The organism is Pusillimonas caeni, from assembly GCF_003545815.1.
GTDB classification, from domain to species: domain Bacteria; phylum Pseudomonadota; class Gammaproteobacteria; order Burkholderiales; family Burkholderiaceae_B; genus Pusillimonas; species Pusillimonas caeni.
The window spans coordinates 285,507-296,478 of sequence record NZ_PDUW01000006.1 but is presented as its reverse complement, the minus strand read 5'-3'; the positions used below and the strand labels follow the sequence as shown (position 1 = coordinate 296,478).

11 protein-coding genes are annotated in these 10,972 nt (G+C 63.4%); 5 read left to right on the top strand and 6 right to left on the bottom strand.

Going from position 1 to position 10,972, the window contains the following annotated elements:
* Positions 1-449: 449 nt before the first annotated feature.
* The 6 genes from CSC67_RS15080 to CSC67_RS15055 form a co-directional block, all read right to left on the bottom strand.
* A complete protein-coding gene (locus CSC67_RS15080) occupies positions 450-1,232 on the bottom strand; it encodes an ABC transporter permease (RefSeq protein WP_118995263.1) in 783 nt (260 codons plus the stop codon).
* Positions 1,233-1,273: 41 nt separating this feature from the next.
* The gene (locus CSC67_RS15075; RefSeq protein ID WP_209304336.1) at positions 1,274-2,407 is read right to left on the bottom strand and encodes an ABC transporter substrate-binding protein; all 1,134 of its coding nucleotides are present in this window, start codon (positions 2,405-2,407) and stop codon (positions 1,274-1,276) included.
* Positions 2,408-2,488: 81 nt separating this feature from the next.
* Positions 2,489-3,307 carry an ABC transporter ATP-binding protein gene (locus tag CSC67_RS15070; protein WP_118995261.1) on the bottom strand — a complete coding sequence of 273 codons (819 nt, stop codon included), beginning with the start codon at positions 3,305-3,307 and terminating at the stop codon, positions 2,489-2,491.
* Positions 3,308-3,331: 24 nt separating this feature from the next.
* Positions 3,332-4,483 carry an acyl-CoA dehydrogenase family protein gene (locus CSC67_RS15065; RefSeq protein ID WP_245220244.1) on the bottom strand — a complete coding sequence of 384 codons (1,152 nt, stop codon included), beginning with the start codon at positions 4,481-4,483 and terminating at the stop codon, positions 3,332-3,334.
* Between the two features lie 18 nt (positions 4,484-4,501).
* Positions 4,502-5,044: a carboxymuconolactone decarboxylase family protein gene (locus tag CSC67_RS15060; protein WP_118995278.1), complete on the bottom strand. Its 543-nt coding sequence runs from the start codon at positions 5,042-5,044 to the stop codon at positions 4,502-4,504.
* A gap of 202 nt (positions 5,045-5,246) precedes the next feature.
* Positions 5,247-5,960: a GntR family transcriptional regulator gene (locus tag CSC67_RS15055; protein ID WP_167752911.1), complete on the bottom strand. Its 714-nt coding sequence runs from the start codon at positions 5,958-5,960 to the stop codon at positions 5,247-5,249.
* Positions 5,961-6,276: 316 nt separating this feature from the next.
* Here CSC67_RS15055 and CSC67_RS15050 point away from each other — a divergent pair, with 316 nt between their 5' ends.
* From CSC67_RS15050 to CSC67_RS15030, 5 genes are read left to right on the top strand one after another with little or no spacing between them, the layout of a single operon-like run.
* A complete protein-coding gene (locus CSC67_RS15050; protein ID WP_118995259.1) occupies positions 6,277-8,001 on the top strand; it encodes an FAD-binding protein in 1,725 nt (574 codons plus the stop codon).
* 1 nt (position 8,002) lies between these two features.
* Positions 8,003-8,371, top strand: coding sequence for a 2Fe-2S iron-sulfur cluster-binding protein (locus CSC67_RS15045; protein WP_118995258.1), 369 nt, complete (start codon positions 8,003-8,005; stop codon positions 8,369-8,371).
* 37 nt (positions 8,372-8,408) lie between these two features.
* Positions 8,409-8,744, top strand: a complete 336-nt coding sequence (locus CSC67_RS15040) for a ferredoxin family protein (protein ID WP_118995257.1) — start codon at positions 8,409-8,411, stop codon at positions 8,742-8,744.
* Between the two features lie 15 nt (positions 8,745-8,759).
* Positions 8,760-9,581, top strand: coding sequence for a creatininase family protein (locus CSC67_RS15035; RefSeq protein WP_118995256.1), 822 nt, complete (start codon positions 8,760-8,762; stop codon positions 9,579-9,581).
* Positions 9,582-9,617: 36 nt separating this feature from the next.
* Entirely contained in the window at positions 9,618-10,952 is a 1,335-nt protein-coding gene (locus CSC67_RS15030) for an FAD-dependent oxidoreductase (protein ID WP_118995255.1), read from the top strand.
* Positions 10,953-10,972: the final 20 nt, after the last annotated feature.

Below are 10,972 nucleotides of genomic sequence, written 5' to 3'. Positions count from 1 at the left end.
TGCATGCGACGGGTGGCGGCAAGTAGGGACGCCGGAATCTAATCGTGCCGGCTTTTTGAATATTATCTGCCGGCCCTGGTTGAGTTTTATTCCGCCGGTTTTTTTGGGTCTTTAAACGCCGCTGGAGGCGGGCAGGCTCGAAGCGGGCGTTGGAGGGCGCCGCGTTGAGCGCGCCGGCGTGGGGGATGTCGGCGAGAGCCTGTCCGAGTCCCGGAGCCGCGCAGCGGCGGAGGTCGAGTTCTCCCGCCGCCCACGCCGGCGCGCTCAACGCGGGAAGTTCGGCCAAAGGCCGAACCGCCTGACCGACCGCTTCGAGCCTGCCCGCCTCCAGCGGCGGTTTAGAACTCAAAGTCGGTTTGGTTGAAGGAAAGCCCCGAGGCAGAAAACGTTACGAGACAGAGGCAAACAATTAAGACGCTGCTGCATGTCGGCCGCGGCGGCGCGCCGCTTCAGTCGTTCGAAGTGCTATGCGTCCAATACTGGTAAAGCTTCTGGGCCAGGATATCCAGGGCAAATCCCAAGGCGCCGATCAGCACGATGACGGCCATCAGTTCCGAATAAGCCAGGCGATCGCGGGTGTCCAGAATGAAGTAGCCCAGACCAGAGCTGACCCCCAGCATCTCGCAAGGCACCAGCACGATCCAGATAATGCCGATCGCCAGCCGCACGCCGGTCAGGATATGTCCCAGGATGCCCGGGATCACGATGCGGAACAGCACTTCCGTCCGCGTGGCGCTGAGGCTCTTCGCCAGCAGCAGCCACTTCGGATTCAATTGCTTGACGCCGGCCGCGGTGTTCAGAATGATGGGCCACACCGCCGCGAAAGTCAGCAGGAAGTAGATCGGCGCGTCGCCGATGCCGAACACCATCACGGCAATGGGCATCCACGACAGCGGCGAGATCATGCGCAGAAACTGAAAGGCGCTGCTGGTGCTTTTTTCGAGCAGGCGCGACGAACCGATGGCCAGGCCGATGGGCACCCCCAACAGCAGCGCCAGGGCCAGACCCACCGCCACACGCTTCATGCTCATCAGCGTGTGGGTCGTGAGCTGGTTTTGCGCCAGCAGGTCGTACAGGCTGGCCAGGGCCGGCCCGGGGCTTAGCGCCGAGGCCAGCGGGATGCCGCTTTGCAGCAGATGGGCGCCCAGCCACCACAGGGCCACCAGGGCCGCCAGTCCGGCGATGCCGTAGGTCCAGGCGGTGGAGGAAGGGCTTTTCAAGCTTCTGATCATGTTTCTGTGTCATCGGGGCGGCGCGGTTCGCGCCGCTGGGCTCAGACGGTAATGGACTCTTTGCGCGTGAACGAGGTCAGGCCGAACTTTCCGGGGCCGCCGGCCTGCTCGATCGCCTTGCGCACGAAACGGTCGTCGACCAGGTCGCGGGCCACGAAAGCGGGGTCGAGCTCGGCCAGGAACTCGTTCCGCCCCAGCACCAGCGTTTCCTTGAGCTTGACGATGAGCTCTTCGGTGTAGCTGGGGAAGGGGTAGGGCTGGAAGTCGATGCGTTTTTCCTTCCAGTCGGTGTTGACGATGGCGCCGCTCGATTCATACAGCTGGGTGTCGAGCAGTTCGGGCTGCAGCACCTGGGCCAGGGCTTCGTACGAGTGCGGGGTGTAGCGCTGAGGGTTGTCCTTGGACAGGATGCGCGCGGTCTCTTCGCGGTTTTCCTGGATCCACGCCTGAGCCTGCACCACGCCGTTCACGACCTTCTGGGTCCACTCGGGGCGCTGCTGCAGATCTTGTTCGTGCATCAGCACGACGCAACAGGCGTGGTCCTTCCAGACGTCGCCGGTAAAGCGCAGGATCTTGCCGATTTTCAGCACTTCGGCCGAAGCGTTGAAGGGCTCGGCAACGATGTAGCCGGCGATCTGCTTGTTGGCCAGTGCGGGCACCATGTCGGAGGGCGCCATCACGACGAGCTTGACCTGTTTCCGGGTAGGCGCGCCGTCGCTGATGGACTCCAGGCCCTTGCTGCGCAGCAGGTGCTGCAGCACGACGTTGTGCAGCGAATACCAGAAGGGAATGGCGACGGTGGTGCCGCCCAGGTCCTCGATGCTGTCGATGTCATGCTGCACCGTCAGGCCCGAGCCTGACATGTGGTTCCACGCCACGACCTTGGCGGGCGACTTGCTGCCATAGCGGGCCCAGACCGTCATGGGGGAAAGCAGATGCACGGCGTTGACCTGGCCGGCCAGGAAGGCCTCGACAATCTGCGCCCAGCTGCGGAACATGCGGGGCTTTTCCACCTGCAGACCTTGTTCCTGGAACAGATTGTTGTGATGCGCCACCAGCAGGGGCGTGGCATCGGTGATGGGCAGATAGCCGATGCGCAGCGGCGCGTCCGGTTCAGCCGCGCGGGCGGCCTGACTCATTTGCAGCAGCGGCAGCGCGCCCATGGCGGTGAACATGGATGAAAGCTTGAGGAATTGGCGCCGGCGGGCCCGGGTGCTGTCGGTATGGGAACTCACGAGTTTTCCTTGTGGTGATGTTCAGGCGGCGAGCTTCTGAGGGTCTGCCGCGTGGCCGCGCGCGTCGCGCAGCAACTGCATGATCTGCAGCCGGACGGCGGTGCTTTCCGGGCTGACGGTGTCGCGCGGGTGGCTCCCCGTCAGCCGCCACTGGCCGATGAGCTCGCCGGGCTTGCCGCCGATCAGCATGATGCGGTCGGCCACGGTGAGGGCTTCGTCGATGTCGTGCGTGACCAGCACCGCCGACGTCCGGTATTTTTGGGTGATGCGCAGCAGCAGGCCCTGCATGTCGCCGCGGGTGATTTCGTCCAGCGCGCTGAAGGGTTCGTCCAGCAGCAGGATCTCCGGCTGGCGCGCCAGGCTGCGGGCCAGGGCGGTGCGCTGGGCCATGCCGCCCGACAGCTCGGAGGGATAGCGTTCGGACGCTTCGGTCAGGTCCACGTCGGCGATGGCTGCGGCGACCCGGGCTTTTTTCTCGGCCTTGCTGATTTGCGGCTGATGCTTGAAGTCGAGGCCGAAGCCGACGTTCTCTTCGAGATTGAGCCAGGGGAGCAGGCTGGCGTCCTGAAATACGAAGCTCAGCCTCGGGTGCGGGCCTTGCAGGCGTTCGCCGTGCACGTGGACGGTGCCCTGCTGGGCCTCTTGCAGCCCCGCCAGCACGCGCAGCAGGGACGATTTGCCGACCCCGCTCGGGCCCAGCACGGCCACGATCTCGCCCTGGGCGAGTTGCAGCGAGAAGTCGCGCAGCACGGTGTTGGGCTGCGCATTGGCGCGCTTGTAGCGCAATTCGATGGACTGCGCCTCCAGTACGGTGGGCGCTTCAGCGGTGGAAACTGCCATGATGTCTGTGCCTTGAGACAGGCCCTAAGCGGCCGCGGTGTGCAGGGGCGGCGCCGGTTCGGCGGAGCCCGCCTGCGCCGCGCGGCTCTCGAGATCGTGGATCTCTTTGCGCAAGTGCTTCAGCGCCGGTGTGACGATGGCGACGAAGACCGCCTCGCGCAGCCGGCGCTGGGCCGGATGGATCATGAGATAGCCTTTCGCGCCGGCATGCAGCACGGCCGAGTTGGCTGCCTTGAGCGTCAGCTCGCTGATGGCGGCGCGCGCCTTCAGCACCGGAAGCATGTCGGTGGCGCCGGCCTGGGCGAGAGGCGCCAGCCCGGCGACCTGGGTTTCGATGCCGGCCAGTCGAGCGGCAAGCTCGCCTTCCTGATCGTCAAGGAAGGCGTTGACGTGACCGACGCTGGCGTTGCTGTCGCGCGCGATGCCGATGCAGGCCCGCACGATGCCGATGCCCATGCCGATCTGGCCCAATACGAAACCCGGCTTGATGCGGCTGACATACTGCTTGAATTGAGCCGGATGCGCCAGAACGTCCTCGGCCGGCACCTTTACATTCTGAAAGCGCAAGGTCAGGGTCTGCGTACCCTCCAGGCCGGAAAACTCCAGGCAGGGGCGCGACTCGAATCCCGCTGCGGTGCTGGGGGTGGCGAACATGATGTAGCCCTCGTCCTCGACCGCCGCGGCCACGATCGCCAGATGGCCGTCGCCCACGTTCGACACCCAGGGCAGCGAGCCGCTGACGACGTAGCCGTCGCCCTCGCGGCGGGCGCGCAGATGGATTTTTTCGATGCCGGCCAAGTGCTTGACCGCATTGGACATGCCCGTGCCCGCCAGCAGGCGGCCTTGCGCCACGTCGTTCAGATAGCGCTCGCGCACCGCGGGGTTGTCGGAATTGTGCAGATACCAGGCGCAGCTGGACTGGCACCAGACCAGAAAGGCCGTCGAACCGCAATGTTCGCCGACTTTGGCCGTGACTTCGATCTGGGCGGCAAGGCCCCGGCCCGCGCCGCCGCTTTCGGCGGGCAGCGCCGCGCCAAAGCCGCCCAGGGCGCCCAGCTTGTGCATGAACTGCGCCGGATAGAGGCCTTCACGGTCGATGGCCTGCACCTGGGGAGCGAGTTCGGTTTCGATCAACCGGACGATGGGCGCCATGAAGGCGTGCTGGGCTTGGGACACTGCTATTCCTCGGATGGATCAGGCAAAGGCTTGCAACTCGGGATTGATGGGGGTCTGGGCGAGGTTGTTGGCGTAGTTGCACAGGGTGGCCAGGCTGACGCCCAGAACCACTTCCAGCGCAGCCTGCTGCGTATAGCCCGCGGCAAAGAATGCCTTCAAGTCGTCGTCGCCGACCTGGCCGCGGCTTTCCATGACGGCCAGGGTGAATACGGCCAGCGCATTGAGCTTGGGATCGCTGAGAGCCTTGGTGCCGCGCAGCGCTTCGATGACGTCTTCGGGCATGGACAGCTTCTTGCGCGCGATGGCCGTATGGCCGGCCACGCAGAAGCCGCAGCCGTTGCGGGCGGCGGCCGTGATCTGCACCACTTCGCGCTCGGCGCCGCTTAGCGAAGTGCGCGCATTGATCGCGCCTACGACCTGGTAAGTTTCGAGGGCGGTGGGGGCATTGGCCAGCACGCCCAGCAAGTTGGGCAGGAAGCCGTTGGCCTTTTGCGCATTGCTCAGGCGCTCTTTGGCTTCTTCGGCGGCGGTATCGATCGTTTGTATGGTGAGTCGGCTCATGGAATCTGCGTTGAATGAAGAGAAACAAGCCGCGGCCGTGGCGCGGTCGCGGTTCTTTATTTCCATTAATTCTATTGGCCGCTCTATAGATTCCGAACGAATATAAGGAAATTTGGATATGAGCTGAGGCTATATGAACGGTGCTCGCAGGCCTGATCGAGTGGCCCCGCCGATCGGCCTTCGCCCAACGGCCATAACTGCTTTATCTGGGCTGTATGCTGGTGTCGCTCAGGTTGGTATGCGTCATGATGCCGTCCAGCACCAGCGTGCGCGAACTATTGATATGCGCGACCGCAATGTTGTATGCCTTGGCCGGATCGCCGGATTCGACGGCCTCGAGCAAGTCGGCGTGTTCGTGCATCATGACTTCCGGACGTTCGCGCAGGATGAAGCCCAGATGCAGCAGACGGGCCATCTCGTCCATGATCTGAGAAAGTATCGCTGCCAGTTTCTGATTGCCGCAAGCGTGCGCGATTTCCAGATGAAAACCCTGGTTGGCTTCCATGAAAGCCTTCTCGCTGACCTCATCGCCCGGCAAGTAGCCCTTGGCGCAGCGTTCGTTGAGCGCCCGCAAACGGGCGGTGTCGATGCGGCCGCAGGCCTTTTGCACCGCGGCGGGTTCGAGCAGCAAGCGCAATTCGAACAGTTCTCGGATGGTTTGCAGCGTGACCGGCGCAATGATGTGTCCGTGGCGCGGCACTGAGATCACATAGCCTTCCTGGGTCAATCTGGACAAGGCCCGGCGGATGGGCGCCTTGCCCAGCCCATATATCTGCGTGAGGCGGTTTTCGCTGATCTCTTCGCCTGGCCGGAGGCGGCACCAAATAATGTCGTGTTTGATGCGATCGAAAGCCTCGTCGCCCAGGTTTTTGGTTCTCTGATCGACCGGGATGTCCATGATGTCGTTCACCGCCATGAGCGAAATGCCACCGCTGGGTTGTTTTAAAGGAAGAGGCATAGGGGGCCATTAGCCTGCCATGTCAGATCTGCTCGGCTACGCAGATTTATAGCTCCGGAATCGAAGCTCCTATGGCTCGTCCGAATTTTTGCAGCTCGTTTCATATCGTACTAGAGAAGTGCCCGCTGTGGTTCAAAGCTTCTACGCCAGTTATGCGGGTTTTCTCTAGGTTTTAATGAAATGTCTGTTATGAGTTAATAACATTTCAGTATTGACGGATTGACAGTTTAAGGTTGAGCTGCCGCCGCAAGGGAACGCGAGCAAGGATGACGATATGCCGCATATAGAAACCGATGTACTAGTGATTGGAGCCGGCGCGGCGGGCATGTATGCCGCGATGGCGGCGGCCAAGAGCGGCAGCAAAGTGCTGCTTGTGGACAAAAGCCTGGTCGGCCGCGGCGGCGCGACCATCATGGCGCAGATGACCGTGGCCGCCGCATTGGGCGACTACGACGAGGACAGCTGCGAGCGGCATTTGCAGGATACGCTCAAGGCTGGGCGCGGGTTGTGCAACGAGGCTCTGGCGGCCGTACTGTGCAACGGTGCGCCGGCGCGCATTCGCGAACTGGATGAATGGGGCGTGGGGTGGGCGCGCGACGATGCTGGCCGCGTAAGGGCGGTCAAGGCGCCCGGGCATAGTGCGCGCCGCTGCGTCTACGTGGATGTATTGAATACCGGCCCGGCCATGGCCCAGACGCTGCGCACCGCGGTCTCCCGCACGCGGGGAGTCAATCGTGTCAGCGGTTTGTCGGTACGCGAACTGATCAAGCACGAAGGCAGGGTGATCGGCGCGGTCGCCGTGAACCAGGACGATGGCGCAGTCGTGACATTGTCGGCCAAGGCGACCATTCTGGCCGCAGGCGGGCTGACCAAGCTGTTCCAGCGCAATAGCGCCTCGGCCAATATGGGCGGCGATGCCTACGCGCTGGCCTTGCGTGCCGGCGCAGAGCTGGTGGATATGGAGTTCCCCCAGTTTTTCCCCATCGGACATCTGGCGCCGCGACTGGTCGGAATGGACCCCATCATGTGGGATCCGTTCCGCTACAAGCTCGGCGGACGGCTGCTGAATGGGAACATGGAGGAATTCCTTGAAAACTACGGCATTGTGGACCGCGGCAACTACACCGCCCCGCGCGACGTCACCTCCTATGCCATCGTCAAGGAGAACGAAGCGGGCAGGGGGTCTCCGGCGGGTGGCGCCTATCTGAGCTTCATGCACGTGCCCGAAGCCGAACTGCGTGCGGCGTTCGGCCCGGTCATCGATTTGCTGGCCGAGAACGGCATCGATTTGAGCAAGCGGCCGGTGGAAGTCGCGCCCATTGCGCACTATCACATGGGCGGCATTCGCGTGAACGCTTCCATGGAGTCCGGAGTGCCCGGCCTGTATGCGGCCGGCGAGGCCGTGGGCGGAGCCAATGGCGCCAATCGTTTGTCGGGCAATGCCTTGCCAGAGGCGCTGGTGTTCGGCGAATTGGCGGGTCGAAGCGCCGCACGGGCCGCGCAGGATGCGCCACAGCTGTGGAGCGATGAAGCCGCTGCGCCCGCGCTGGCCATGATAGCCCAGCTCGCCGAGCGTGCGCAGGCCGCGCCTCACGGAACGGTTGCGGGCACGTCGGCGGTCTGGAACGAACTCAAAGCCCTGATGTGGCTGAACGTGGGTCTGCTGCGCAGTGAAGAGCCGCTGACCGCTGCTTTGACGCGCATACGCGAGATGCGCCGGGCGTTGCCCCAGGTCGCCGTTACCGGCGGCGGCGTCTGGAACCCGACTGTCGAAGACTGGTTCGAGCTGCGCGGCTCTTTGCTGGTCGCCGAGGCGATCACGCTCTCGGCGCTCAATCGCCGGGAAAGCCGGGGCGCGCATCAGCGCCTGGACTACGAAGATACTGAGACGGCTTTTGAAAAGAATCAGATTCTGCGCCTGGACGGCGCGGAACTGGCAAGCACCTGGGCCCAACCGGTGAAACGCCCTGCCGTGCAACACATGGACGAGGTCGCATGAGATGAAGGATACATTGAAACTCGAAGTAGCCCGCGGCTCCGACGAGGGCGGCCAGGAGCCGGTCGTCTACGAGGTGCCTTACGTCGAGGGCATGTCGGTACTGGATGCCTTGATGTGGATACGGTCGCATACCGACCCTTCCCTGGCTTTCCGCTACAGCTGCATCAATGCGAACGCCTGCAAAGAGTGCTCGGTGCTGGTGGACGGCGAAGTGGTTTATGCCTGTGCGGCGCGGCTGACGCCGCAGGGCGCATCGATCAAGCCGCTTCAGGACAAGGCCTTGCTGAGGGATCTGGTGACCGACATCGCGCCCTCCAAGGAGCACCTTGGCGCGGCATTGCCACGCCGGAATCGAGCGGTAGAGGCTTGACCGCGACCATTGAAGAACATGTCCGATAGGAGACCGCATGGCTTTCGTCGTTACGGATAAATGCGTGCGCTGCAAGTTCCAGGACTGCCTGCAGTCCTGCCCGGCCTCATGTTTTCACGAAGGAGTGAACATGCTGGTCATCAAGACCGAGGCCTGTATTGACTGCGGCGCCTGTGAGCCCGAATGCCCGGCCGAGGCCATTGTGCGCGATACCGTACCGGGGGCAGCGTTCTGGGTCGAATTCAACAACAAGTATTCGGCCATGTGGCCTCGCATTCTCAGGTCCGGCGAGGTGCCGCAGGACGCGGAAGACTGGATGGACGTCGAGGACAAGCTCGATACCGAATTCGACCCTGCGCCCGCGGCGCGTTGATCACGGAGAAGCAAGATGGCTGACAGCGTTTGGCTGCACGAACTGACCTGGCCGGATATCGCGGCCTATCTGGAACACGACGACCTTGTCATGGTGCCCGTGGGAGCCACCGAACAGCACGGCCGCCATACGCCTTTGATGGTCGACACCGCCTGGGCCGCGGATGTGTCCGAGACTGTGGCCAGGCAGGAGGGCGTGCTGGTCGCGCCGCCCATGCACTTCGGCTGGTCGCCGCATCACCTGGCTTACCCCGGCGGCATCACGCTGCGGCCCGAAACCTTGACTTCGGTGTGCGTGGATATCGGCGAGAGCCTCATCTCGCACGGCTTTCGCAAGATCGTCTTTGTGAACGGCAACCGCGTGGCCAATCTGCCGCCCATGCAGATTGCAATGGCCAAGCTGCGCTACAAGACCGGAGCCTTTGTCGCGATCATCGATACGCATCTCATCGCCCGCAAGGATGTCTGCGAGGTTTCCGGCAACGGCCGCGATGGCTCGCATCACGCGGGCAACGTCGAAACCTCGTTCATGCTGCACGCTCATCCCGAACTGGTAAAACCCGGCGAATTCCTGCCCATGCCGGACCGGCCTCTGCCCGCCTTCGCGGCCACGTTTCCAATGGATCCGCCGTTCGATCAGAACATTGCCTTCGTGCAGGCGACGGCCGCCGAGTTCTATGAAAAGACCGGCGGGCACGGTTCGTATTCGGATCCTTCCCGCGCCAATGCCGAGACGGGAAAGCGCGTGCTGGACGTGACCGTTGCGCGGGCGGCTGAATTTATCGCACAGGCCAAAAGGCTGAATGTTCAATGCGACCGTTGCCCCATACCCATGTAAACAGGCTTTTTGCCGCCCAGGCGTGAAGATAAGACCATGAACAGTCCAGCCGCATCGTTGTCGGTGGCCATCGTCGGCGCGGGGCCTGCCGGATTCTATACAGCGCAGGCGTTGACGGAATTGGCGCCTCGTGCGCAGATAGACCTGATAGACCGGCTGCCCACGCCGTTCGGCCTGATACGCTATGGCGTTGCGCCCGACCATCAGGAAACCAAGAAGATCCAGGAGCTGTTCGAAAGCATTGCGCTGTCGCCGCAGGTCGGCTTCATCGGCAACGTTGAAATCGGCAGGGACATTGCGCTGGCCGAACTGCGCGAGCTCTACGACGCGGTCGTGCTGGCGCACGGCGTGCCCCAAGACGCTTCGCTGGGCATACCCGGTGACACCCTGCCGGGCGTCTATGGCGCGGCCAGTTTCGTGGGTTGGTACAACGGCCATCCCGATCTGGCGGGCTTGCAGCCCAGGCTGGGCGCTCCCGGCGCAGTCGTCGTCGGCAACGGCAACGTCGCGATAGACATCGCGCGCGTACTGTCGAAATCGCGCGCCGAACTGGAGCGCAGCGACATGGCGCCCTATGCCCTGGAGCACATCGCAAGAAGCGCGCCGGGCGAAGTGTATGTCATGGGCAGGCGCGGCCCGGTGCAGGCCAAATTCACGACGGTGGAACTGGCTGAGCTGGGCACGCTGGAACAGGCGGTGGCGCTGGCCGAGCCGGCCGACATTCCCGACCGGCCCGGAGAAGATCTGTCGCCGCGCGACAGGCGGGTCAAGGCCAAGAATCTGGAATGCCTGCAGGCCTATGCGCACGCCGATCCCCACAGTAAGCCGAAGCGGATTCATCTGCATTTCTACGCCAAGCCGTTGGAGATTCTGGGAGCGGACCGCGTCGAAGGCATCAGGTTCGAGCGCATGGAGTCGGGAGCCGACGGCGTACCGGCCGGCACCGGGCGGACTTTCGACTTGGCCTGCTCGACGGTGATCGCGGCGATAGGATACAGGGCGTGCGCGCTGGAAGGCTTGGCGCTGGCGCCAGAAGGCAACCGCCTGCACCATGACGATGGGCGTCTATGCCGCGGCTTGTACGTGGCGGGCTGGCTTAGAAGGGGCCCCTCGGGCAAGATCGGCACCAATCGCGCCGACGGCGAGGCGGTGGCGCAGCGTATTTGCCTGGAGATACCGCCGAGCGGGCGTGCAGGCCGCGCGGGTTTGCTCGACAAAATACAGGGACGCGGCTTGCGGACGGTCGATTTCGAAGGTTGGAAGCGAATCGAGGCGGCCGAGTGCGTGGCCGCCACGCCGGAGGCAGTGCGTCGCAAGATCAGCAGTGTGGACGAGATGCTGGCTATTGCGCATTCCTGCTTATTTACATAGCGAAAATACCTATAAGCGCT

Excerpts from the sequence above, each read along its gene's own strand:
- CSC67_RS15075 (WP_209304336.1), bottom strand. The coding sequence starts at position 2,407 with ATGTTCACCGCCATGGGCGCGCTGCCGCTGCTGCAAATGAGTCAGGCC.
- CSC67_RS15045 (WP_118995258.1), top strand. The coding sequence starts at position 8,003 with ATGAAGGATACATTGAAACTCGAAGTAGCCCGCGGCTCCGACGAGGGC.
- CSC67_RS15050 (WP_118995259.1), top strand. The coding sequence starts at position 6,277 with ATGCCGCATATAGAAACCGATGTACTAGTGATTGGAGCCGGCGCGGCG.
- CSC67_RS15030 (WP_118995255.1), top strand. The coding sequence starts at position 9,618 with ATGAACAGTCCAGCCGCATCGTTGTCGGTGGCCATCGTCGGCGCGGGG.
- CSC67_RS15060 (WP_118995278.1), bottom strand. The coding sequence starts at position 5,044 with ATGAGCCGACTCACCATACAAACGATCGATACCGCCGCCGAAGAAGCC.
- CSC67_RS15070 (WP_118995261.1), bottom strand. The coding sequence starts at position 3,307 with ATGGCAGTTTCCACCGCTGAAGCGCCCACCGTACTGGAGGCGCAGTCC.
- CSC67_RS15080 (WP_118995263.1), bottom strand. The coding sequence starts at position 1,232 with ATGATCAGAAGCTTGAAAAGCCCTTCCTCCACCGCCTGGACCTACGGC.
- CSC67_RS15055 (WP_167752911.1), bottom strand. The coding sequence starts at position 5,960 with ATGGCGGTGAACGACATCATGGACATCCCGGTCGATCAGAGAACCAAA.
- CSC67_RS15035 (WP_118995256.1), top strand. The coding sequence starts at position 8,760 with ATGGCTGACAGCGTTTGGCTGCACGAACTGACCTGGCCGGATATCGCG.
- CSC67_RS15040 (WP_118995257.1), top strand. The coding sequence starts at position 8,409 with ATGGCTTTCGTCGTTACGGATAAATGCGTGCGCTGCAAGTTCCAGGAC.